The sequence below is a fragment of the Actinosynnema sp. NPDC049800 genome (genome assembly GCF_040656635.1).
Taxonomy (GTDB): Bacteria; Actinomycetota; Actinomycetes; order Mycobacteriales; family Pseudonocardiaceae; genus Actinosynnema.
Map to the genome: position 1 here is coordinate 399,576 of NZ_JBFAMT010000002.1, position 22,667 is coordinate 422,242.

Genomic DNA, 22,667 nt, shown 5'->3' on the forward strand with positions numbered 1-22,667 from the left:
CGCGTCCTGAACGCGGAACCCCGAACGGGGGACGCGCGCGGGTCAGGCCAGGGATTCGACGACGGCCCGCAGGGCCGGCGCGGAGCGGGCCGGGTCGACCAGGAACCGCTGCGAGGCGATGACGTGCGTCTCCGTCATCCGCTCCCACACCATGCCCTGCACCGGCACCTCGGTGATCACCAGCCGGAACGGCCGCACGTACCGCCCCAGCCTGCCCTCCACGCCGCGCACCACCTCGCCGATCGGCAACGCGCCCCGCGACGTCACGTACCGCTGGTCGTACTCGGCCGCGGCCGGGGCCAGCGCCAGCACCGCCGCCCGCAGCGCGGGCCTGATCTGCAACGACGCGCCGGCCGGGTCGGCGGGCGAGCCGCCGGCCGGTTCGGCGCGGGCGTGGTCGAGCACGTCGGCCCACCAGCCGAGCCACTCCTCCGCCGCGGCCGCCCGGTCGACCCCCGCGGGCACCACCACGGGCACCGACGGGTCCAGCCCGGGCAGCTCGGGCACGGTCTCGACCGAGAGCGCGAGCGTGTCCCGGACGAACAGCGCGGTGTTGACCGTCTGACTCGTCCCGTGCGACACCTGCCACGACTCACGACCGGCGAACCTCATGACACCAGTGTCCCGCGTGAAGGTCATCCGCCGAGCATCAGAAGGGACACGACGGGCTCCAAATCCTCCGCCATTGGGGGGAAATCCGCGATCAACGCCTGGATCAGGAGCCCGTCGAGGCCCGCGAGGACCGCCCGCAGCGCCACCGGGTCGCGCGGGCCCGCCACCTCGGCCATGAGCGAGGTCCACCGGCGGGCCGCCGCGCGCAGCTCCGGCCGGCGGGCCGCGAGCAGGTACAGCTCGTACTCGGCGAGCGTGCGGCCCCGGTGCGGGCCGGCGGCGTCGGCGATGAACCGCGCCACCGCCGCGGGCGTCAGGGCCACCCGGCGGAAGCTCGCGGCCATCTCGTCGGCCGACCACGTGAGCGTGGCGATCAGGAGGTCGTCCAACGTCGCGTAGTAGTAGGTCGTCGACGTCGTCGGCACGCCTGCCTCGCGCGCCACGGACCGGTGGCCCACCCCGGCCACGCCGTCGCGTTCGACGACCCGCAGCGTGGCCGCGAGGATCTCCCGCCGACGCCGGTCGCCCCGCGCCCGCCGGCCGTCAGGCGGCGGCACCGCTGCCCACCTCGATGGCCACCACGCCCGCGATCACGAGCAGCAGCCCGACCACCATCGTGGTGTTCAGCGGCTCCTTGAACACCAGCACGCCGATGCTCGCGACCGCGGCGATCCCGAAGGCGCACCAGATCGCGTACGCCACGCCGATCGGCATGCCCAGCTGCAGCACCTTGCTCAACGCGCCGAACGCGACGACGTACCCCACGATGACCACGACCGACGGGATCGGCTTGGAGAAGCCCTCGGAGAGCTTGAGGAACACGGTGGCGGTGACCTCGCCGATGATCGCCACGGCCAGCACCAGGTACACGAGCACGTCCCGCCCCCAACAAGTTGAACACCTGTTCCACTAGTCTACCGACCCTATGTGATCGGCCACGTCCAAGTGGTTACCGGCCAGTAATCGGGCGTAGGCTGCCCAGCCAGGAGAACGGACGAGAAAGGCCGCCACCACAATGGGAGCCCTCCAGCTCACCCTCGGCGCCATCGGCGTCGCCGTCAGCGTGTTCGCCTGGGGTCTGTTCGTCGCCGGTGTCATGCGGATGATCAAGATCATCCGCCTCGGCCAGCCGGACTCGACCCGCAACGGGCCGTTCGCGCCCCGCCTGCGGACGTTGATCGTCGAGTTCGTCGCCCACACCAGGATGGCCAAGTTCCGCAAGGTCGCGCCGTGGCACTGGATGGTGATGTGGGGCTTCCTGATCGGCTCCGCGGTGCTGTTCGAGGCCTACGGCGAGATCTTCCGCCCGAGCTTCCACTGGCCGGTCATCGGCACGTGGTCGCTGTGGCTGCTGCTGGTCGAGCTGCTCGGCATCGGCACCGTGGTCGGCGGCGTGGCGCTGGCGATCATCCGCCAGCTCAACCACCCGCGCCGCGCCGACCGCGTGTCCCGGTTCGCGGGCTCGGACTTCAAGTCCGCGTACTTCGTCGAAGCGGTCGTGATCATCGAGGGTCTCGGCATCCTCGGCGTGAAGGCGTTCAAGCAGGCCTCCGGCCTGGAGGACCCGCCGCTGTGGTCCTCGTTCGTGACCGCGCCGCTGGCCCAGGTCCTGCCCGCGAGCCCCGACTGGGTCTCGATCATGGCGTTCACCAAGCTGCTGTCCGGCATGATCTGGCTGATCGTGGTGTCGAAGAACCTCACCATGGGTGTGGCGTGGCACCGGTTCAGCGCGTTCTTCAACATCTACTTCAAGCGCGAGGACGACGGCGGCGTCGCGCTCGGCGCGCTGAAGCCGATGATGAGCGGCGGCAAGGTCCTCGACCTGGAGGAGGCCGACCCCGACAAGGACGTGTTCGGCGTCGGCAAGGTCGAGGACTTCTCCTGGAAGGGCTGGCTGGACTTCAGCACCTGCACCGAGTGCGGTCGCTGCCAGTCCCAGTGCCCCGCGTGGAACACCGGCAAGCCGCTGTCGCCGAAGCTGGTCATCACCCAGCTGCGCGACCACGCGTTCGCCAAGGCGCCGTACCTGCTCGCGGGCGGCAGCAAGGACATGGCGGGCGACGAGGTCGGCCTGACCGAGGACAAGTACGAGGACTACAAGAAGCGCCTGGAGTCCATCGACGTGCTGGCGCTGGCCGAGTCGGAGCGCCCGCTGGTCGCCGGGGCCGAAGAGCTGGGCGTGATCGACCCCGAGGTGCTGTGGTCGTGCACCACGTGCGGCGCGTGCGTCGAGCAGTGCCCGGTGGACATCGAGCACGTCGACCACATCGTCGACATGCGCCGCTACCAGGTGCTGATCGAGTCGAACTTCCCGTCGGAGCTCGGCGGCATGTTCAAGAACCTGGAGAACAAGGGCAACCCGTGGGGCCAGAACGCCAAGGACCGCCTCGCGTGGACCGAGGGCCTGGACTTCGAGGTGCCGGTGTTCGACGGCGAGCTGGGTGACGCCGAGTACCTGTTCTGGGTGGGCTGCGCGGGCGCGTTCGAGGACCGGGCCAAGAAGACCACGCGGGCGGTGGCCGAGCTGCTGCACACCGCGGGCGTCAAGTACACCGTGCTCGGGCCGGAGGAGACCTGCACCGGCGACCCGGCGCGGCGCGCGGGCAACGAGTTCCTGTTCCAGATGCTGGCGCAGCAGAACGTCGAGGTGCTCAACACCGTGTTCGACGGTCGCGAGCCGGGCCGGCGCAAGATCGTCGTGACGTGCGCGCACTGCTTCAACACGCTGGCCAACGAGTACCCGCAGGTCGGCGGCCAGTACGAGGTCGTGCACCACACGCAGCTGCTCAACCGGCTGGTGCGCGAGCGCAGGCTGGTGCCGGTGGCGGAGGTCGCGGAGGACGTCACCTACCACGACCCGTGCTACCTCGGTCGGCACAACAAGGTCTACGAGGCGCCGCGCGAGCTGGTCGGCGCGTCGGGCGCGACGCTGCGCGAGATGCCCCGCCACGAGGAGCGCTCCATGTGCTGCGGCGCCGGTGGCGCTCGCATGTGGATGGAGGAGCGGATCGGCAAGCGGATCAACCTCGACCGCGTGGACGAGGCGCTGGGCACCGCGCCGTCGAAGATCGCGACGGGCTGCCCGTTCTGCCGCGTGATGCTGACCGACGGCGTGACGGCCAGGCAGAACGAGGGCGCGGCGGGCTCGCACGTCGAGGTCGTCGACGTGGCGCAGCTGCTGCTGACGTCCGTGCGCCGGGGCCAGGCCCTGGAGCGCGGCGACATCCCGACGGACGAGACCCCGACCGGCACCCCGTTGCCGGACGAGGACAAGGCTTCGTCCAACTAGTCGTTCGCGGACGAACGCCCCCCGGTCGCACTTCGGACCGAGGGGCGTTCGTCGTCTTCAGGTCAGTCGCGGTCGGTGACGCGGTCGTAGACGAGGTTCAGGGCCCAGCTCGTCAGGGCCACGATGATCGCGCCCCAGAACGCGGGCCAGAAGCCGGTGACGTCGAACGGCAGGCCCAGCTCGCCGGCCAGCCAGCCGGTGAGCCAGAACAGCAGCGCGTTCACCACGAGGCCGATCAGCCCCAGCGTGACCACGTAGAACAAGCAGCCGAAGAACTTCACCAGGGGCTTGACCACCGCGTTGACCAGGCCGAACAGCAGCGCGACGCCGATCAGCGTGCCGATCTTCGCGGGGGTCGACGCGCCCGCCTCCAGGTCGATGCCCGGGATGAGCGTGGCGACCCAGACCGCCACCGCCGTCAGCAGTACGTGCACCAAAATGCCCATGCCGCAGGCTAACGGCAGCGGTGCTCCGAACGGGTCAGGCGCGACGACGCCCGCGTGCCGCCAAGAAGGTCAACGCGCCTGCGCCGAGCAGCAGGCCGCCGATCGCCAGCATCGGGAACGGCGCCGCGCCCGTGTTCGCCAGACCGCTGCTGCCACCGGCCACCTGCACCACTGCCGGAGCGGAAGTGGTCGTCGTGGTCGTGGTGCTCGTGGTCGTCGTCGGGGAGGTGGTCGTCGTCGGCTGCTCGTCGGACGCGTACTTCAGCGGCACGATCGCGTGGTTGTCCTGGAAGTTCGTCTCCCGGTGCCCCAGCGCCGAGAACGGCCGGATCAGCAGGTGGAACTGCCCGAACGCCGGGTCGTCCAACCGGTACCGCAGCCGCACGTCGACGGTCTCGCCGACCGCCATCGGCCCGGTCAGCCGGAACTCCTGGCCGGGCGTGATCACGGCGACCCGGTCGCCCGCCCCGAGGAACTCCGGCGTCGACCCGAACACCACCATCTCCGGGTTGTCCGGCGCCTCGCCCCGGTTGGTCACCGGCACGACCAGCGTGACGACGTCGCCCACGCGGTAGGCGTCCTGGGCGGGCTCCAGCCGCGGCGTGCCCGCCACGAAGTCGGCGTCCAGGTACGTGTAGCGGACGTCCACGCGCGTCGTCTCGCCCGCGCGGACCACGATCTTCTTCTGCCGCGTGGCCGGGTCGACGTCGTGCTCGGTCAGCGGCTGCGCCAGCTTCAGCTCCGGCGCGTTGTCGGCCACGATCGACACGGTCGAGCCGATCGGCACGTCGGTGAACCGGTACTCGCCCTTCACGCCGCGGGTCGCGGGCGCCACGTCGACGATGCCGTAGATCAGCCGGACGGTCGGCGCGCCCGGCACGTCCGGCTCGTGCGTCTGCCGCACGCCGTCGCGGTTGAGGTCGGAGAACGAGAAGCCGGCCACCGTGCCGCCGCGCACGCCGAAGTCGATCCGGCCGCCGCCGCTGACGGGGTTGACCGTCGACGCGGTCGTCGGCTCGTAGACCCCGGCGTTGCGGTTGTAGACGGCGAGCGGCACGTTCGGCAGGCCCTCGGCCTTGTAGCGGCCGTCGGCGTCGGTGTAGTAGCTGCCGATGAACGCCTTGGTCGAGGCGTCGTGCACGTCCACGGGGAGGCGGTTGACCAGCGGCGGCTCGCCCGGGTCGACCACGCCGTCGGCGTCGCGGTCGAACCACACCAGGCCCTCCAGCGTGACGGTGTCCTGCGCTGCCACCGCGAGCGGGCTCGCGAGCGTCGCCACGCCCACGGCCAAGGACAAGGCCGCGAGACGGCCGGTCGTGCTCCGCACCTGGATTCCCCCTGAGAAGACGAATGTCCGTCACCTCGTCGTCGTGCCGTTGATCATGATCGTTTCGTGAGAGCGGTCACACCCGGCGGGGCGTGCCGGTGCGGCCTAACGTCGGCGCATGGCAGCTGAGCAGTCGGAGGGCGGCGGGAGCACGTTCACCGTCCTGGTCGCCCTGACCGTGAACCTCGCCATCGCGGTGATGAAGGCGATCGCCGGGGTGATCACCGGGTCGGCGGCGATGATGGCGGAGGCGGCGCACTCGGTCGCCGACACGTTCACCGAGGCCCTGCTGCTGACGGCGTTGCGCCGGTCGGCCCGGCCCGCGGACCGCAGGCACCCGTTCGGGTACGGCAAGGACCGGTACTTCTGGTCGCTGCTCGCCGCCGTGTCGATCTTCGTGTCCGGCGCGGTGTTCGCGTTCTACGAGGGCTTGCGGACGGTGTTCGGCGCGCCGCAGGAGCAGAACAGCCCGGTCGTCGGGTACGTGGTGCTGGCCATCGCGTTCGCGTTGGAGTCGGTGTCGTGGACGCAGGCCGTGCGGCAGGTGCGGCGGGAGGCGCGGGCGGAGGACCGGTCGGTGCTCGCGTTCCTGCGGGTGTCGGACGACCCGACGGTGAAGACGGTGTTCCTGGAGGACTCGGCCGCGTTGGTCGGGCTGCTGCTCGCGTTCGGCGGGCTGGGGCTGCACCACCTGACCGGGTCGTCGGTGTGGGACGGCGTGGCGTCGTTGGCGATCGGCGTGCTGCTCGCGTTCGCCGCGTACACGTTGGCGTCGACCAACCGGGGGCTGCTCATCGGCAGGCAGGCCGACCCGGTGCTGGTGCGGGCGGTGTGGTCGCGGCTGCGTGCCGCGCCGGAGGTCGAGCAGGTGGTGGACCTGCTGACGATGGCGGTCGGCACGGACCGCGTGCTGGTGTGCGCGCGGCTCGACTTCGACGACGCGCTGGGCGCGGCCGACCTGGAGCGGGCGTGCGTGCGGATCGACGCCGAGCTGCGTGCCGCGCACCGCGAGCTGGACGAGGTGTTCCTGGAGCCCGTGCCGCGGACCGACCCGGAGCTGAGGTCGCGGGTGCTGGCCCGGTACGGGGACCTGAAGCTCTAGCGCCTGGTGTCGGTGCGGTGGAAGTTCAGGTAGGCGCGTGACGGCGTCGGCCCGCGTTGGCCCTGGTAGCGGGAGCCGGCCTGGGCCGAGCCGTACGGGAACTCGGCCGAGCTGCTGAGCCGGAACAGGCACAGCTGGCCGATCTTCATGCCCGGCCAGAGCGTGATGGGCAGGTTGGCGACGTTCGACAGCTCCAGCGTGATGTGGCCGGAGAAGCCGGGGTCGATGAAGCCCGCCGTCGAGTGGGTGAGCAGGCCGAGGCGGCCCAGCGAGGACTTGCCCTCCAGTCGGCCCGCCAGGTCGTCGGGGAGGGTGACGAGCTCGAAGGTCGAGCCGAGCACGAACTCGCCCGGGTGCAGCACGAACGGCTCGCCGTCGGCCGGCTCCACCAGCGAGGTCAGGTCGTCCTGCTGCATCGAGGGGTCGATGTGCGTGTAGCGGGTGTTGTTGAAGACGCGGAAGAACCGGTCCAGTCGGACGTCGATGCTGGACGGCTGCACCATGACGTCGTCGAACGGGTCCAGCACCAACCGGCCGGACTCGACCTCTTTGCGCAGATCGCGGTCACTGAGCAGCACGGGCACAGCCTATGTGTATGATCGGTGCCGCAGCACGCGGGTGTAGTTCATTGGTAGAACGACAGCTTCCCAAGCTGTAGAGGCGGGTTCGATTCCCGTCACCCGCTCAGCGCACGAAGGCCCAGGTCAGCGCCGGTTCAGCCGGATGACCTGGGCCTTCGTCGTACTCGGGCCGGAGCGCGGTGGGCGCTGCCTCCATGCCGGCTCGTCGCGTCGGGGCGGTGCACGTTGATGACCGCGAAGAGTTGACGCGGGAATTGTCGGACCCCGCTGCTACGTTCCCCGCGAGCCCGGGCGGGGCGGACGAAGGGGGAGCACACCGTGGCAGAGGTGGCACTGCGGCCGATCGAGGACGCCGACCTCGACGCGCTGTTCGACCAGATGCGCGACCCCGAGTCCGTCCGGATGGCCGCCTTCACCGCGAAGGACCCCGACGACCGCGCGGCGTTCGACGCCCACATGGCGAAGCTGAGGGCCGCCCACGACATCACGCTGCGCGCGGTGACGCTCGACGGGCGCTTCGTCGGCACCATCTCCAGCTTCGTCATGGACGGCGACACCGAGATCACCTACTGGATCGACCGCTCGGCCTGGGGTCGGGGAGTCGCGAGCCGCGCCCTGGCCCTGTTGCTCGACCTGGTCCCGGTCCGGCCCTTGCACGCCCGCGCCGCCAGTGACAACCACGGCTCGCTCCGGGTCCTGCAGAAGGCGGGCTTCACGATCACCGGCACCGAGACCGGCTACGCACCGGCCCGGAACGCCGACATCGAGGAAACCGTCCTGCGCCTCGACTAGTCACCCGACCTGATGAGCGACATGGTGTACGTGCGGTTCCAGGGGACGGTCCGGCACGAGCGCGGGTTCTTCCCCGGGGTGTTCTGGCTGATCAACCGGCTCGCCCGGGACGGGGTGCTGACGGCCGCGCAGGAACGGTTCCGGCGGGAGAACAACGACTGGTTCGACGCGGCCTACGTGACGCCGTCCGACGTCGACCCGACCGTGTACGACCGGGAGGTCAACCCCGCCGCGGTGGCGTGGTTCAAGGCTTCGGCCCGGCACCTGATCGAACGGGTCGACGGGTACCTGGAGATCCTCGCCGCGCACGGGGTGGTGTGCGAGCGGGTCGAGTCGGGGGACCCCGGTCGGATCGTCTACGAGGACGAGCACCAGGTGGTCGTGGTGCCGCACGCCTAGCGCAGGCGGGTGGTCCAGTCGTCCAGGCGGGTCAGGGAGGTGCGCAGGTCGGTGAGCAGTTCCAGGGCGTGGGTGTGCGCCGCCGCACGTTCGGCCGGTGTCACCGGGCGGTGGCCCAGCGCCCGCCACACCATCCACGCCGCGCCGCCCAGGTAGACGCGCAGCAGGCCCGCGAACGACGTCGGCGACGCCGGGGGACGCCGCCCGCCCGCCTCCTCGTACGACGTGATCACCCGGTCGAACGCGGCCCGGTCCTCACCCAGTCGGCTGAAGTAGACCGCCGCACGGGTCAGCTCCCACTCCGCGTGCTCCGGGCCCGCGCCGTCCCAGTCCAGCAGCAACGGGCCGGCGGCGGTCTCCAGGACGTTGTCCGGCTTCACGTCGCGGTGCGTGCCGACCGGCGTGAAGTCGGCCGGGGCCGTGGCGATCGACCGGGCCTCGGCGATGTCGGGCAGGTAGGCGCGGACGGCGGCGGTGAAGTCGTTCGGCGCCTCGTCCAGCCACTCCCGCCACTCCTCGACCGGGTGCGGCGACCGGTCCGGGGGCGGGTCGGAGGCGGCTCGACGGTGCAGCGACGCCAAGGTGGCGCCGACCCACGCCGACACGTCCTCGGTCAACGGCCCGCCGTCGTGCCACTCGTGCACCAGGTAGCTGAAGACCTCCTCGCCCACCCGCACGTCCGCCAACAGCGGCGCGACCGGTTCCAGCGGGTGCACCGGGCGCGGCATGGGGAAACCGCGGGAGTAGGCGTCGAGCTGGACCTCGGCGGCCACGAGGTAGTCGCGCATCCACCAGTCCTCACGCGACCGGTTCAGGCGCTTGACCGCCCACGTGCCCCGCGTCGTGCGCAGCCGCCACACCAGGTGCGACCGCCCACCCTTCACCGGCGTCCACGGTTCGAGCACGTCACCCAGCCCGAACGCCGCCGCCACCAGTCGTTCCACGCCACCGGACGTCAGGGCACCGGGCGGCGGGGTCAGGACCCGTTTTCCGACGAACGCCACACCCGCTCGTAACGCTCCTGGTCCCGCGCCGTCCGCTCCTTGCGCACCGCCGCCGCCGCGCCCGCCGGGTAGCCGTACTTCGTCATCCGGTGGTCCGTGCTCTCGATCGCGTACGACACGCCGAAGTACACGCCGACCACCAGCCCCAGCGACCCGCACGCGATCGCGAGCGGCAACGGCGAGCCCAGGCCCAGCACCAACGCCAGCGCGATCACCACCGTCAACGGCAGGACCTGCAGGAACATCCGGGCGGTGAACCACACCAGCCACGTCGGCTTGGTCGCCTGCCGGAACACCCACTCCCGGTGCCGCAGGGGCAGCCGGCCGCCGAGCAGGTACCAGACCCGCAGCGGCCACGCCGGCTTCACGTCCGCTCCGTCGCGGCGATCACCCTGGTCAGCACGGCGTGCAGGTCGCGCAGCTCGTCCGGCGACATGCCGAGCCGCTCCACCACCGCGGGCGGGATCGCCAACGCGCGCTCGCGCAGCGCCGCGCCCTCCTCGGTCAGCGCCACGGCGAGCTGCCGCTCGTCCGCCGCCGCCCGCGACCGCGTCACGTACCCGATCGTCTCCAGCCGCTTGAGCAGCGGCGACAGCGTCGCGGGCTCCAGCGCCAGCAACCGGCTCAGCTCCTTCACCGACAACGGCGCGCGACCCCACAGCGCCAGCATCACGAGGTACTGCGGGTGGGTCAGCCCCATGGGCTCCAGCAGCGGCCGGTAGACGGCGACCACGTTCCTGGACGCGATGGACAGCGCGAAGCAGACCTGCCGTTCCAGGTCCAGCGGGTCCTCGACGCTTTGTGCACTAATCATTAGCGCCCACACTATGTCCGCGCGGCCGGTCCCCGCACCGCGACGAGGACCACAGTCGGCGCCGTGCCTCGGTGATCAGGTGCGACGACGCGCCCGGCACGGGCGCCCGGTTCACCGGGCTTCCAGCTCCGCCCAACCGCCGCCGCGCGCCAGCACCGCGCGCACCTCCCCGACGTGCTCGACCACGCCCGCGAGGTCGCCGTGCAGCAACGCGGCCCGGTCCACGTCCACCGGCAGCACGTCCTCGCGCCACAGCTCCAGCGGCAGGCTCACCACGAACACCACGGAGTCGACCAGCCGCAGCACCGCCGCCGACGGATCACCGGCGTACGCGGCGCGGATCCCGTCGCACTCCGCCAGCACCGCGCGCAGCCCGGCCACCGCCGAGGCCGGTGTGCCGTCCCACTCGCCCGACGGCCACAGCCGTCCGCTCAGCGCGAGCCACAGCCGCCACCCGGCGGCCGACTCGGCCTCGTCCCGCGGTCGCCAACCCTCCATCACCCCACTGTGCGGGCGCACCGGAGCGCCCGCACAGCGGAGATGACCCATCACACACGGCGACGCGGCGCACTCAGGCGCGCGTGGGCACCTTCTCGTCGTCGGCGTCGGACTGCAGCGAGTCGACCAGCGCCGACCGCTCCTCCGACGGCTCCGGCTTGATGAGCAGGCCGACCACCAGGTACAGCACGAGCGACACCAGCAGCGGCCAGGACACGATCACCGCCTGGGTGACGAACTCGACCTTGTTCTGCTGCATCACGTACAGCACGGCCCACGTGCCGAGACCGCCGATCACCGACGAGGTCGCCGCGGTCGGTCCGACCTTCTTGAACCACGGCAGCATGCCCAGCATCAACGGGATCGCGATCGGGCCCATCGTGGCCGCCACCAAGGCGATCACGACCTTGAGCACGAACCCCTTGGTGTCCGCGGTGAGCGCGATCGTCATGCTCAGCCCGATGAACGCGAACGTGGTGATCCGCGCCAGCTGCAGCTGCGCCGGCTCGCTGAGCCGCTTCGCGCCCTTCCACAGCCTGGGCAGCATGTCCCGGGTGATGACCGCCGAGATCACGTTGGCGTCCGAGGACACCATCGCCATGGTGTGCGAGAAGAAGCCGGCCAGCACCAGGCCGACCATGCCCGCGGGCAGCATGAGCTTGCCCATCTCGACGTACGCCTGCTCGGCGTTGGCCTCCATGCCCGGCACGATCAGCGGCGCGGCCCACATCGGGAAGAACAGCACCAGCGGCCACACCAGCCACAGCACGCTGGACAGCAGCGCGGACCGCTTGGCCGCGGCGCCGGACGGCGCGGCCATGTAGCGCTGCGCCAGGTTCCACATGCCGCCGTTGTACTCCAGCGTCTTGATCAGGAACAGCGCCATGAAGAAGATCAGCGTGTAGTTGCCCGACAGCGGCTCGGAGTGCGACTCGGGCAGCTCGTCCCAGATCGTCCACATGAAGTCGATGCCGCCGAAGTGCGCGGCCACCGCGACGAACATCGCGATGCCCGCCGCGCCCTGGATGATGAACTGGCCGAAGTCGGTCAGCGCGTCGGCCCACAGGCCGCCCAGCACCGAGTAGACCATCGTGACGAGGCCGACGATCGTGATGCCGAGCCAGATCGGCACGCCCGCGAAGCCCTGGAGCAGCAGCGAGACCGCGACCCACTTGGCCGCGATGTCCACGACCTTCAGCGCCGCGCCCGCCCACGCCATGATCTGCTGGGTCGGCACGTTGTAGCGGCGGGCCAGGTACTCCAGCGGCGACTTGACGCCGTGCTTGGAGCGCAGCCGGTTCCAGGTGCCCGCCCACAGGAACGCGCCGATGCCGACACCGACGCCGATCGTCAGCGCCCACCAGATGTAGACGGTCAGGCCGAGGCGGTAGGCCTCGGCCGCGAAGGCCACGAACATGACCGCGCTGTAACCGGACATGTGGTGCGAGATGCCGGACAGCCACCAGGGCATCTTGCCGCCCGCGGTGAAGAAGTCGGCGATGTTCTTGATGCGCCCGCGTGACCAGTAGCCGATCGCCACCATCACGAAGAAGTACCCACCGACGACGACCCAGTCGAGGGTGTCCATGAGGCCTCCACGAGTGTTCGGCCCATGGGTGGCAGCGCGTGGTCGAGCGGCGGCGGTGCGCGGCGTCCCACATGGGTGTGTGACGTACGTCTTACGAGCCCGTTGCGCGCGGCGGAAGGCCACGGTGGGTCATTGAGTCACATTCGTGACTGTTGTTCACATATCTGACCGGCGAAGGACCGCGGAGGTACGGAAAGTAGTTGCCGAAAACCGCGTCATGGCTGGTCGCCGACGTGGTCGCACCCGTATGCGAACCGGTGTCAACGTGCGTCCGCTCGTACCAGGCGGGGACCGGCGCGCCCCCGCACCAGCCCCCGGGCCGGGGGTCGCCCTCGTGGACCCCGTGCCCCTCTTCCGCGAAGGGCTCGCGGCCGTGGTCCGGCGCACGCCCTCCATGCACTGGTTGGGCGCCACGGGCCACCTGCACACGGCCGTGCGGCTGCACGAGCGGCTGCGCCCCGACGTGCTCGTGGTGGACTCCGCCCTCGACCCGCAGGGCCACCTGGCCACGCTGCTGACCGGCAACGACTCGTCGCTGGTGGTGGTCTCCCTGGTGCGCGAGCCGCACCGGACGGCGAAGTTCGTGCGCTCCGCGTTGACCGCGGGCGTGCGCGGGATGGTGCCGCGCGAGGGCGGCATCAACGACGTGTTGCAGGCCATCGGCCGCACGCACGCCGAGCGCACGTACCTCGACCCGACGCTGGCGCCACTGGCGGCCGGTTTCACGCCGACCGCCGAGGCCGGCACGCGCCGGTCCCTGTCCCGCCGCGAGTACGAGGTGCTCCAGCTCATCGCGGACGGCATGGAGAACCAGGCGGTCGCGAACGAGCTGTACGTCTCGGTGGAGACCGTGCGCACGCACGTGAAGAACATCCTGCGCAAGCTCCGCGCCCGCGACCGAACACACGCCGTGTCCCTCGCCTACCAGGCCGGCCTGCTCTCCAGCAGCGCCGTCCGACTGGTTTGACCGGACCGCCGCGGAACACCGCAGCTCAGGCGCGTCTGATTCGCCACAACCCGATGGTCGGCCTTGCCGGGGTTACTGACAGGTAATACCCTGTTGTTACCGGTCAGTAGGGGACCGCCCCGACCACGCATGGAGTGAGCGACGAGATGGGTCACTACAAGAGCAACGTCCGGGACCTCGAGTTCAACCTGTTCGAGGTCTTCAACGTGCAGGACCACCTCGGCACGGGGCCGTTCGAGCAGTCCGACGAGGACACCGCGCGCGGCGTGCTTGCCGAGCTCAACAACCTGGCGGTCGGCCCGCTGGCGGAGTCCTTCGCCGACGCCGACCGCAACCCCCCGGTCTTCGACCCGAAGACCCACTCGGCCACGCTGCCGGAATCGTTCAAGAAGTCCTACCAGGCCGTGTGGGACGGCGAGTGGTACCGCCTGTCGCTGCCGAACGAGCTGGGCGGCTTCGGCATCCCGCCGTCGGTCCAGTGGGCGGCCTCCGAGCTGATCCTCGGCGCCAACCCGGCCGTCTACATGTACCTGGCCGGCCCGAACTTCGCCTCGGTCGTCCACAAGAACGGCACCGAGCAGCAGAAGCGCTGGGCCGAGATCATGATCGAGCGCGGCTGGGGCGCCACGATGGTGCTGACCGAGCCGGACGCCGGCTCCGACGTCGGCGCGGGCCGCACGAAGGCCACGCTCCAGGACGACGGCACCTGGCACATCGACGGCGTGAAGCGGTTCATCACCTCCGCCGACCAGGACATGACCGAGAACATCATGCACCTGGTGCTGGCCCGTCCCGAGGGCCCCGGCATCGAGGCGAAGCCCGGCACCAAGGGCCTGTCGCTGTTCCTCGTGCCGAAGTGGCACTTCGACCCGGAGACCGGTGAGTCGACCGGCGAGCGCAACGGCGCCTTCGTCACCAACGTCGAGCACAAGATGGGCCTCAAGGTCTCGACCACGTGCGAGCTGACGTTCGGCCAGCACGGCGTGCCCGCCAAGGGCTGGCTGCTCGGCGAGGTGCACGACGGCATCGCGCAGATGTTCCAGGTCATCGAGTACGCCCGGATGATGGTCGGCACGAAGGCCATCGGCACCCTGTCGACCGGCTACCTCAACGCCCTGGCCTACGCCAAGGAGCGGGTGCAGAGCGCCGACCTGACCCGGATGACGGACAAGACCGCGCCGCGCGTCACCATCACCAACCACCCGGACGTGCGGCGCAGCCTGATGCTGCAGAAGGCGTACGCGGAGGGCCTGCGCGCGGTCTACCTGTACACCGCGACCCAGCAGGACAAGATCGCCCTGGGCGGCCCGGACAAGGAGCTGGCGGAGAAGGTCAACGACCTGCTGCTGCCGATCGTCAAGGGCGTCGGCTCGGAGCGCGCGTACGAGCAGCTGGCGCAGTCGCTGCAGACGCTCGGCGGGTCCGGCTTCCTGCAGGAGTACCCGATCGAGCAGTACATCCGCGACTCGAAGATCGACTCGCTGTACGAGGGCACCACCGCCATCCAGTCGCTGGACTTCTTCTTCCGCAAGATCATCCGCGACAAGGGCCAGGCGCTGGGCTTCCTCAACGGCGAGATCCAGCAGTTCCTGGACAACGAGGGCGGCAACGGGCGGCTGAAGGAGGAGCGGGCGCTGCTCAAGCGGGCGCTCGAAGACCTCCAGGGCATGCTCGGCGCGATGGTCGGCTTCCTGACCAGCTCGCAGGAGGACGTCCGCAACCTGTACAAGGTCGGCCAGAACACCGTGCGGCTGCTCATGACCGCGGGTGACGTGCTCGTCGGCTGGCTGCTGCTGCGCCAGGCCGACGTGGCGCTGGCCAAGCTGGACGGTCAGGTGTCGGCCAAGGACAAGGCGTTCTACGAGGGCAAGGTCGCCGTGGCGTCGTTCTTCGCCAAGTCCGTGCTGCCGGAGCTCACCGCCCGCCGCAAGATCGCCGAGGCCACCGACAACGCCCTGATGGACGTGGACGAGGCGTCGTTCTGAGCTGAGCGAGCCAACGGAGGGCGGCACCCGCGCGGGTGCCGCCCTCCGGCGTTCGCAGCCGTCCGGGTCAGCCCTTGTGCGCCTTGGCGGCGGCGAAGCAGTACGCGCCGAAGCCCAGGAAGCCGACCGCGATCACGGCCAGGGCGAACACCCCGTAAGGCTGCGCGGCCAGGGTGTGCAGCGCCTTGTCCATCCCGCCCGACTCGGACGGGTCGGCGTTGACCGCGGCGAACGCGACCAGCACGCCGATCAGGAAGTACGCCGCGCCCTTGCCGATCCAGCCGATCCGGCCCAGCCGCTCCACCCACACCCGCGTGCCCGCGGGCAGGTCGGACATGTTCAGGTCGTCCTCGAACGACTTCTTCACGCCCTTGCGCGCCACCATCACGCCCAGCCCCAGCACGAACAACGCCACCGCGCCCACCAGGACCTGCCCGAACGGCAGGGCCAGCACGCGCGCCGTCCACGTCTGGGACTGCTCGGTGCCGCTCTTCTGCGACGTGCCGGTCGCGTAGTTGATCGCGGCGATGCCGATGACCGTGCCGGTGATGGCGCGGCCGACCGAGCCGCACTTGCGGTACACGCGCTTGCGCTTCTTCGACACCCAGCCGTAGCCGGACACGGCCATGGCGAGCTGCCACACCGCGAACGCGAACAGGCCGAGCGCCAGGACCCACAACAGGACCGGGCCGAAGGACGTCTGCGCCAGGGTGGCGACCGCGCCCTTCTGGTCGGTCTTCTCCCCGGTGTCACCGAGGACCACTTGCGCCGTCAACGCCGCCAGGAGCACGTGGACGAGCCCGTAACAGACCATCCCGGCACGCCCGAACGCCTGCACGGCCGGATGTCTTCGCACTTCTTGCCCGGTGGTAGCCACGATCGGGTGATTACCCCGCCGTGGCCACCACGAACCCCGGGCGCGGTCAGCCGCCGGGCTTCGGCGGTTCGCAGACGATCTTGAACTGCGGGTCGTACCGGACCGTCCGGCTCTCCTGGCGCGACTGGCCGGTGCGGCGGTCGGTGATGGTGCGCGTGTCGGTCACCGAGAAGCCCGGCGAGCCGGGGCTCGCCTGGCAGTCCGGCTTGTCGACCTTGCGCTCCTGCGGCTGGGTGTGGTTGAACTCGGCGCTGGTCGAGCCCGTGACGTCGTAGTTCTTGGTGCCCCAGAGCACGATCTTGATCGACGACGGGGTCCAGATCGTCTGGATCGCCACCCCGGTCTCGTCCGGGTTGGTGAACTTGATGTCGATCAGGCTGTTGCCCGCGCCGTCCATGAACACCGTGGCCTCGCGCCCCTTCGGGTACCGCGAGATCCAGTAGCTGTGCTCCTTGTGGCCCGCGTCCTTCATGCCCGCGTGGTAGGCCGCGTTGTAGAGCGTGGTGGCGAACTGCGAGATGCCGCCGCCGACCGCCTTGCCGGGCACGCCGTTCTCGATGATGCCCGCCTCGACGTAGCCCTGGGCGGTGCCGCGCGGACCGGTGTAGCCGTTGAGGCTGAACGTCTCGCCCGGCTTCACGATCGCGCCGTTGACCTTCTCGGCCACGACGCGGATGTTGGTGCCGGACGCGGCCACGAAGCCACCGGTCTGGAACTCGCCGATGACCTCCTTGATGCCCATCTTGTTCGCCTGCTCGGTGGTCACCTTCGCGGGCGTGTGCTTGTACTCGGCCTTGATCGCGCGCTCGTTGTCGCGCTTGAGCACGTCGAGCGCCGTGGCCAGGGACTTGTCCCAGTCGATGCCGCGGCCGTCGACCGACTCCTTCACCACGGGCCGGCCGCCCTCGAACACGATCTGGGCGTCCTTGCCCTCCTTCTCCGTGTCCTTCAGCTGCGGACCGGCGTGCTCGACGACCTTGCCGTTGTCGACCTTCGCGGTCAGGCCGCCGTCGTCGGCGGGCTCGAACACCAGCACGGTGGCCAGCTGCTCGGGCGTGAGCGTCGCGTCCTTGCCCTCGCCCTGGATGATCAGCGGCAGGGCGGTGGCGGGCTTGGCGACCTCGGCCAACGCCTTCGCCACGCCTTCCTTGGTGGTCTTGACCGGGGTGGTGGCCACCGGCAGCTCGACCGTGCCGCCGTCGGCCCAGCCGGCGAGCAGCCGCTCCGACGCGCCGGCCACGTCCAGCTTCTGGCCCTGCTTCGGGTCGACCGCGATCGGGGTGGCGCCCTCGAAGCGGATGCCGCCCTCGGCCGGCTCGTGGTCGGTCTCGGCGCGCAGCGCCTCCAGCGCGGCGGACAGCTTGCCCGCGTCGCTGCGCGTGTCGAAGCCGACCTCGCGGGAGGTGAAGAACGAGGTGACGCGGGTGATCGGGGACAGCGGCTGGCTGCCCGCGCGCTCCAGCGTGGCGGTCCAGTCGAGCTCCAGGCCGGCGGCCTTGGGGTCGACCGTGGTCTCGACGTCGCCCGCGCGCGCCTTCACCGGCGCGGCCAGGCGGGGGCCGATCTCGTCGCGCAGCTTCTGCTCGGCCTCGGGGTGGCTCATGCCGCCGACGTCCACGCCCGCCACGGTCACGCCGCGCGGCACGTTGCCGCCCGAGACGACCAGGTCCAGGCCGTAGAGCACGACCAGCACGCCGAGCACGGCGGCGGCGATCAGGCCGCCCTTGCGCAGGCGCTTGCGGCGGGCCTCGGCCTCGTCCGCCGCGGGGTCGCCGTCGACCATCACGGGGCCGTAGACGGTGGCCTCCGGCTCCGGGTCGGGCGGCGGCACGGGCGCGGAGAACACCGTGGTGGCCTCCGAGGGCGACGGTTGCGACGGCCGGCCGAAGCCACCGGGCGGGGTGTTGATCATCTGGGTCCGCTCGGCGGAGGCCGGCGGGTTCAGGGCGCGCGTCGGGTCACCGGACGGCGTGATGGCCTGGGTGGCGTCCGCGCCCCGGGGCGGGGTGGGCTGCGCGTTGCGCGTCGGGTGCTGCTGCGTCACGTTGTGAGAGACGCTCGACGGGCCCGTCGCGTTGTCGTGGCCGTTCGACGGAGGCGTCACGTTGCGGACGGTGGCCGAGGCGTCCGGTTCCGTGTCCGGCTCCTCCTGCGGCCACACCGCCTCCGGGGGCGCGCCCCCGGTGATCTTGGCGGTCCGCTCCGAGGCGGTGCCCGACGGGCGGACCGGCTCCATGGCCCTGGTCCGCTCAGCGTCGTACTCCGGTCGCTGGTTCTCCGGCACCGCTCCCCCTCTTGCCTCTCGCAAGGTCCTGGGACTGCTTACCCGAACGCCGTCACGCGTCGATCACGTTTCGGGTGGCTCACAGGTTTCACCGCACTGGTCACAGGTAAAGCCCGGTCCCGTGGTCCGTCCGCTCGGTCGCGGTCGCGTGCACGTCCCGTTCCCTCATGACGAGGTAGGTGCTGCCCTGCACCTCGACCTCGAACTGGTCCTCCGGGTTGAACAGCACCCGGTCGCCGACCTTGACGTGCCGCACGTTCGTGCCGACCCCGAGCACGTCTCCCCAGGCCAGGCGCTTGGCCATCTGGGCGGTCGCCGGGATCACGATGCCGCCGCTGCTGCGGCGTTCGCCGTCCTCCGGCGAGATCCGCACCATCACGCGGTCGTGCAGCATCTGGATCTCGAGCTTGACATCGGGCACCGGCAGAGTCTAGATGCCTTCGTCGAGGCCACCCATCATCAGGGGTAGCCGCCGGGGCCCGTCCTTTACCACGCGGATCGGGACGCCCCAGTCCTGGCGGGCCAGCTTGCACACGGGGTGCTCGACGGCCGGGTCGTCCGTGCAGCTCGCGGCCTGGGCGACGACGTGCAGGACGCCTTCGGCGAACCCCTCCGCCACGCGCAGCGAGCGGACCAGGTCCGTGCCGACGCCCGCGCCCTCCACCAGCAGCCCAGGGGGCGAGCTGGTGATCTCCAGGCGGGTGGACGGGCCGAACCGGTCGTCCAGCTTCTGGCCGGTCGGCGGGGTGAACACGACGGCGACCTCGACCTCGCCCGACGCGATCACCGACGGCGGCCTGCGCACCTGGTGCGCCTCGCCGCTGACCAGCTTCGCGCCGGGCGCGACCGGGCGCTCCAGGCGGTGGGCGGCGGAGGCGACGACGACCAGCTCGCCGTCGACCAGGACCGCGTCGGACGGCTCGGCGACGTCCGTGGCCAGGGTGGACACCTCGCCGGTCGACGGGTCGTAGCGGCGGATGGCGCCGTTGTAGGTGTCGGCGATGGCGACCTGGCCGCCGGGCAGCAGGGTGACGCCGAGCGGGTGCTGGAGCAGCGCCTGGTCGGCCGGGCCGTCGCGGTGGCCGAAGTCGAACAGGCCCTTGCCGATGACGGTGTGCACGGTGCGGTCGGCGTCCAGCCGGCGCAGCGCGGAGGTCTCCGAGTCGACCAGCCAGAGCCGGTCGCCGTCGGCGGCCAGGCCCGAGGTCTGGGCGAAGAACGCCTCCGCCGCCGGGCCGTCGTGCAGGCCTTCCACGGTGGTGCCGGCGAGGCGTTCGACGCGGCGCTCCCGCGGCTCGAACAGGCCGAGCGTGTGGTTGCCCGCCATGGCTACGACCACCCCGCCCGCGGGCTCCCACCAGGCGACGTCCCACGGGCTGGTGAGGTCGATCGCGTCGGCCGGGCCGTCGGTGTCGCCGTCGCGCCACTGCTCGCCGGTGCCGGCGACGGTGGTGACCTCGCCGGTGACGAGGTCGACGCCGCGCAGCAGGTGGTTGACCGTGTCGGCGACGACCGCGTGGTAGCCGACCTCGGCGGCGACGTCGTCGGGCAGCAGCGCGATGCCCGCCGGTTCGGAGAAGGTGGGTTCGAGGCCGTCGCGGCGACCGCGCTCACCGGTGCCGATGCGCCTGATCACGGTCTCGCCGTCGAGTTCGAGCTCGACCAGGCCGTGGTGCGCGGAGTCGCTGACCAGGAGGGTGTCGTTCGGGGTCAGGACGGCTTTCGCGGGGAAGCGGAGCTCGGTCTCGCGGGGCGGCGGCGCGACGTACGGGCCGTCGCCGCGGTGCAGGGTGCCCTTGGCGTCGTGCTCGGCGACGAGCTCGGACACGATCTGGCGCAGCGCGTCGAGGTGGCCCTCGCCGGAGGCGACGTGCACGACGTAGCCCTCGGGGTCCACCAGCACGAGCGTGGGCCACGCCTTCACCGCGTAGTTCTGCCAGGTCGTGAGCTCGGGGTCGTCCAGCACGGGGTGCTCCACCCCGTACCGCTCGACGGCCGCCTCGAGCGCGGCCGGCTCCGCCTCGTGGACGAACTTGGGCGAGTGCACGCCGACGGTGACCAGGACGTCGGCGAACTCCGCTTCGAGCGGGCGCAGCTCGTCGAGGACGTGCAGGCAGTTGATGCAGCAGAACGACCAGAAGTCGAGCAGCACCACCTTGCCGCGCAGGTCGGCCAGCCGGATGTCCCGCCCACCCGTGTTGAGCCAACCGCGGCCCACCAGTTCGGGGGCGCGGACACGGGCGCGGCGTCGTTGTGCGGTCGTCACGCCCGAAGTGAACACGAGTACCACGCGCCTGTATTTCGCCGCCCACGATGTGAGAGCCCGCACGTGAGGGGGCAAGCCCGCGACAGACCCGGCCCGCACATCGCCCAGCAGATCCCCCGTTTTGTACAAACCTTACCGTCTGTACAATTCGGGTATGCGCGAGATGCCGATCAGTGAAGCGCGGGATCACCTGGGTGACCTCGTCTCCCGGGTTGAGCACGCCGCCGAACGAGCCGTGCTGACGCGGCACGGCAAGCCCGTGGCCGCAGTGATCTCGATGGATGACCTCCACCGGCTCGAAGCCGCCGAGGACGAGGCCGACCTCGCCGCCGCACGAGCGGCGCTGGCCTCCGCCGGACCACGCGTCCCGCACCACGAGGTGCTCGCCGAGTTCGATCTCGCCTGAACCGTGGCGTACGAAATCGAGTGGACCACCGCTGCCCTCAGGGAACTCCGCAAGCTCGACCGGCAGACGGGCCGCAAGGTGGTTCTGTCGGTGACCGCGCTGGCCGATGACCCACGCCCGCCCGGGTCTCGCGCGCTGGTCGGCCAACCCGCCGGTGTCATGCGGATCAGGATCGGCGCCTACCGGGTCGTCTACCAGGTCGAAGACGTGAAGGTACTGGTGACGGTCGTGCGGGTGGCACATCGCCGCGAGGTCTAACGCAAGCCCTGACCGCGGCTTGGAAAGTTGACCTCACTGGCAGCAGAAACGACCGGAAGTCGAGCCGTACCACCAGTGGGACGGCCCTGGTGGGATCAGGGCTGCGCTAGCCGGGTCGGCGGACCGTGCGGGGGCCGAGGACGGTGGCGCCCAGGGCCGTCACGCGGTGGCGGAGGGCGCGGTCGGCGGTGATCACCGTGCACGGGCGGTCGGGTGGGTTGGCGCGGACCAGGTCCACGATCGCGTCGTCACCGGAGCCGGGGGCGGAGACGACGCGGACCCCGGGCACCGGCTCGACGTGCCGCGCCTTGCCCTCGACCACGAGGACGACGTCCAGCGGACCGGGCAGCTCCGGCAGGCCCTGCTCGGCCACGTCGACGAGGTCGTCGCGCAGGCGGGCGGCGGCGCCGGCGCGGTCGCGCCACCAGCCGTCCGGGACAGAGCCGACGACGTTGGCCGCGTCCACGACCAGGAGCGGGTGCGTCATCGACCCATGCTCTCAGCAAACCCTCATGAAACTGTCGTACCCCGATGGCACCATGGAGTGGTCCATTGGGGGACAGACATGAACACGCAGGGGGACATTGTGATGATCAGGCGCGCCCGCAGGACGACGGACGACACCTGGAACGGCTCGGCCACGGCCAAGTAGCCGGGCATGGGAAACCCCGCGGTGCTGCCAGGTCGGGGGTCCGACAGCACCGCGGGGTCATCTGGAACATCGATACACGATCGTGGTCCGTTACATCCCCTATCGGGTGTGACAGGGATCACATTGTTACAGGACGAAGCCCTGCCGCGCGGGAGGTGCGGCAGGGCTTCGTCATTCCCCCTTCACCAGCACGCGGACGACGGGGCGGCACACCCGGTGTCGATCGGGTGGTCGTCACGCGCGCCGGAGGAAGGTCCCTCCTAGCGGAGGGTCGTCACCTGAGCCTGGGCGATCGCCATCAGCTCGTGACGCATGGCCGGGGTGGGCGCCATGTCGATCGCACGGGCGACGGCCTTGCGGTTGCGAGCCTCGACACGACGAGCGCGGAGCTTCGCAGTGAAGTTCATCGGGGGTTCATCCCTCTCAAAGGTTCTCTCTCGGTGTGTGCCTCAAGTATGCACCCTCGGGCGCGCGAAAGCACCCGATTATCCGGTGAGGTGCCGCACATACCGACGAATCA

The 22,667-nt window shown here is 70.8% G+C and carries 25 protein-coding genes and 1 tRNA gene; 9 read left to right on the forward strand and 17 right to left on the reverse strand.

The window, feature by feature from the left end; translation table 11 throughout:
• Positions 1–42: 42 nt before the first annotated feature.
• Genes AB0I91_RS04700 through AB0I91_RS04710 form a run of 3 tightly spaced genes read right to left on the reverse strand, consistent with a single transcriptional unit; the run spans position 43 to position 1,488 of the window.
• Entirely contained in the window at positions 43–612 is a 570-nt protein-coding gene (locus AB0I91_RS04700) for a hypothetical protein (protein ID WP_498771679.1), read from the reverse strand.
• A 23-nt stretch (positions 613–635) separates the two neighbouring features.
• On the reverse strand, positions 636–1,169 hold the full coding sequence (locus AB0I91_RS04705) for a TetR/AcrR family transcriptional regulator (RefSeq protein ID WP_498771677.1): 534 nt from the start codon (positions 1,167–1,169) through the stop codon (positions 636–638).
• Positions 1,156–1,488: a DMT family transporter gene (locus AB0I91_RS04710; RefSeq protein ID WP_498771675.1), complete on the reverse strand. Its 333-nt coding sequence runs from the start codon at positions 1,486–1,488 to the stop codon at positions 1,156–1,158. Before AB0I91_RS04710 ends, AB0I91_RS04705 begins: the two co-directional genes overlap by 14 nt.
• A gap of 139 nt (positions 1,489–1,627) precedes the next feature.
• Between AB0I91_RS04710 and AB0I91_RS04715 the strand changes: the two genes are divergently transcribed.
• Complete coding sequence (locus AB0I91_RS04715) at positions 1,628–3,901, forward strand: (Fe-S)-binding protein (RefSeq protein WP_499635218.1); 2,274 nt, start codon at positions 1,628–1,630, stop codon at positions 3,899–3,901.
• Positions 3,902–3,963: 62 nt separating this feature from the next.
• Here AB0I91_RS04715 and AB0I91_RS04720 read toward each other — a convergent pair whose 3' ends face one another.
• Positions 3,964–4,347: a phage holin family protein gene (locus AB0I91_RS04720; RefSeq protein ID WP_499635221.1), complete on the reverse strand. Its 384-nt coding sequence runs from the start codon at positions 4,345–4,347 to the stop codon at positions 3,964–3,966.
• Between the two features lie 34 nt (positions 4,348–4,381).
• Positions 4,382–5,674 carry a hypothetical protein gene (locus AB0I91_RS04725; RefSeq protein WP_499635224.1) on the reverse strand — a complete coding sequence of 431 codons (1,293 nt, stop codon included), beginning with the start codon at positions 5,672–5,674 and terminating at the stop codon, positions 4,382–4,384.
• Positions 5,675–5,792: 118 nt separating this feature from the next.
• Here AB0I91_RS04725 and AB0I91_RS04730 point away from each other — a divergent pair, with 118 nt between their 5' ends.
• Positions 5,793–6,776 (forward strand): cation diffusion facilitator family transporter, encoded by a 984-nt coding sequence (locus AB0I91_RS04730; protein ID WP_498771667.1) that lies wholly within the window; start codon positions 5,793–5,795, stop codon positions 6,774–6,776.
• On the opposite strand, the gene dcd is transcribed toward AB0I91_RS04730, so the two are convergent.
• Positions 6,773–7,354 carry a dCTP deaminase gene (gene dcd / locus AB0I91_RS04735; RefSeq protein ID WP_498771665.1) on the reverse strand — a complete coding sequence of 194 codons (582 nt, stop codon included), beginning with the start codon at positions 7,352–7,354 and terminating at the stop codon, positions 6,773–6,775. The two genes, AB0I91_RS04730 and dcd, sit on opposite strands and share 4 nt — an antisense overlap.
• Positions 7,355–7,390: 36 nt before the next feature.
• Between dcd and AB0I91_RS04740 the strand changes: the two genes are divergently transcribed.
• The 3 genes from AB0I91_RS04740 to AB0I91_RS04750 all read left to right on the forward strand — a co-directional run bounded on the left by AB0I91_RS04740 (position 7,391) and on the right by AB0I91_RS04750 (position 8,548).
• Positions 7,391–7,461 (forward strand) — tRNA-Gly (locus tag AB0I91_RS04740).
• A 163-nt stretch (positions 7,462–7,624) separates the two neighbouring features.
• On the forward strand, positions 7,625–8,149 hold the full coding sequence (locus AB0I91_RS04745) for a GNAT family N-acetyltransferase (protein ID WP_498771974.1): 525 nt from the start codon (positions 7,625–7,627) through the stop codon (positions 8,147–8,149).
• 12 nt (positions 8,150–8,161) lie between these two features.
• Complete coding sequence (locus tag AB0I91_RS04750; RefSeq protein WP_498771663.1) at positions 8,162–8,548, forward strand: hypothetical protein; 387 nt, start codon at positions 8,162–8,164, stop codon at positions 8,546–8,548.
• Here AB0I91_RS04750 and AB0I91_RS04755 read toward each other — a convergent pair.
• The 5 genes from AB0I91_RS04755 to AB0I91_RS04775 all read right to left on the reverse strand — a co-directional run bounded on the left by AB0I91_RS04755 (position 8,545) and on the right by AB0I91_RS04775 (position 12,452).
• Positions 8,545–9,492, reverse strand: coding sequence for a phosphotransferase family protein (locus tag AB0I91_RS04755; protein ID WP_498771661.1), 948 nt, complete (start codon positions 9,490–9,492; stop codon positions 8,545–8,547). The genes AB0I91_RS04750 and AB0I91_RS04755 overlap by 4 nt on opposite strands.
• Before the next feature lie 32 nt (positions 9,493–9,524).
• Positions 9,525–9,920, reverse strand: coding sequence for a DUF5313 family protein (locus tag AB0I91_RS04760; protein ID WP_498771659.1), 396 nt, complete (start codon positions 9,918–9,920; stop codon positions 9,525–9,527).
• Entirely contained in the window at positions 9,917–10,366 is a 450-nt protein-coding gene (locus tag AB0I91_RS04765) for a MarR family winged helix-turn-helix transcriptional regulator (RefSeq protein ID WP_499635229.1), read from the reverse strand. Before AB0I91_RS04765 ends, AB0I91_RS04760 begins: the two co-directional genes overlap by 4 nt.
• A 111-nt stretch (positions 10,367–10,477) precedes the next feature.
• A complete protein-coding gene (locus AB0I91_RS04770; protein ID WP_499635232.1) occupies positions 10,478–10,864 on the reverse strand; it encodes a hypothetical protein in 387 nt (128 codons plus the stop codon).
• Between the two features lie 73 nt (positions 10,865–10,937).
• Positions 10,938–12,452, reverse strand: coding sequence for a sodium:solute symporter family protein (locus AB0I91_RS04775; protein WP_498771653.1), 1,515 nt, complete (start codon positions 12,450–12,452; stop codon positions 10,938–10,940).
• Positions 12,453–12,786: 334 nt separating this feature from the next.
• Between AB0I91_RS04775 and AB0I91_RS04780 the strand changes: the two genes are divergently transcribed.
• Positions 12,787–13,419, forward strand: coding sequence for a response regulator transcription factor (locus AB0I91_RS04780; protein ID WP_499607835.1), 633 nt, complete (start codon positions 12,787–12,789; stop codon positions 13,417–13,419).
• A gap of 146 nt (positions 13,420–13,565) precedes the next feature.
• Positions 13,566–15,404, forward strand: coding sequence for an acyl-CoA dehydrogenase (locus AB0I91_RS04785; protein WP_498771972.1), 1,839 nt, complete (start codon positions 13,566–13,568; stop codon positions 15,402–15,404).
• Positions 15,405–15,471: 67 nt separating this feature from the next.
• On the opposite strand, the gene AB0I91_RS04790 is transcribed toward AB0I91_RS04785, so the two are convergent.
• The 4 genes from AB0I91_RS04790 to AB0I91_RS04805 form a co-directional block, all read right to left on the reverse strand.
• Positions 15,472–16,260 (reverse strand): DUF1206 domain-containing protein, encoded by a 789-nt coding sequence (locus tag AB0I91_RS04790; RefSeq protein ID WP_498771649.1) that lies wholly within the window; start codon positions 16,258–16,260, stop codon positions 15,472–15,474.
• 67 nt (positions 16,261–16,327) lie between these two features.
• The gene (locus tag AB0I91_RS04795) at positions 16,328–18,565 is read right to left on the reverse strand and encodes a VanW family protein (RefSeq protein ID WP_498771647.1); all 2,238 of its coding nucleotides are present in this window, start codon (positions 18,563–18,565) and stop codon (positions 16,328–16,330) included.
• Positions 18,566–18,665: 100 nt separating this feature from the next.
• Positions 18,666–18,959, reverse strand: a complete 294-nt coding sequence (locus tag AB0I91_RS04800; protein WP_230570863.1) for a GroES family chaperonin — start codon at positions 18,957–18,959, stop codon at positions 18,666–18,668.
• Positions 18,960–18,995: 36 nt separating this feature from the next.
• Complete coding sequence (locus tag AB0I91_RS04805) at positions 18,996–20,831, reverse strand: NHL domain-containing thioredoxin family protein (protein WP_499607831.1); 1,836 nt, start codon at positions 20,829–20,831, stop codon at positions 18,996–18,998.
• A gap of 154 nt (positions 20,832–20,985) precedes the next feature.
• On the opposite strand from AB0I91_RS04805, the gene AB0I91_RS04810 reads away from it, so the two are divergent.
• Together AB0I91_RS04810 and AB0I91_RS04815 are read left to right on the forward strand one after the other, a co-directional pair.
• Positions 20,986–21,237, forward strand: a complete 252-nt coding sequence (locus AB0I91_RS04810) for a type II toxin-antitoxin system Phd/YefM family antitoxin (RefSeq protein ID WP_499635235.1) — start codon at positions 20,986–20,988, stop codon at positions 21,235–21,237.
• A gap of 3 nt (positions 21,238–21,240) precedes the next feature.
• Positions 21,241–21,495, forward strand: a complete 255-nt coding sequence (locus AB0I91_RS04815; RefSeq protein WP_499635238.1) for a type II toxin-antitoxin system RelE family toxin — start codon at positions 21,241–21,243, stop codon at positions 21,493–21,495.
• A gap of 106 nt (positions 21,496–21,601) precedes the next feature.
• Here the strand turns inward: AB0I91_RS04815 and AB0I91_RS04820 are convergent, their stop codons facing one another.
• Both AB0I91_RS04820 and AB0I91_RS04825 read right to left on the reverse strand, forming a co-directional pair.
• The gene (locus AB0I91_RS04820) at positions 21,602–21,982 is read right to left on the reverse strand and encodes a PIN domain-containing protein (RefSeq protein WP_499635241.1); all 381 of its coding nucleotides are present in this window, start codon (positions 21,980–21,982) and stop codon (positions 21,602–21,604) included.
• Positions 21,983–22,407: 425 nt separating this feature from the next.
• Positions 22,408–22,554, reverse strand: coding sequence for a hypothetical protein (locus AB0I91_RS04825; protein WP_170211556.1), 147 nt, complete (start codon positions 22,552–22,554; stop codon positions 22,408–22,410).
• Positions 22,555–22,667: the final 113 nt, after the last annotated feature.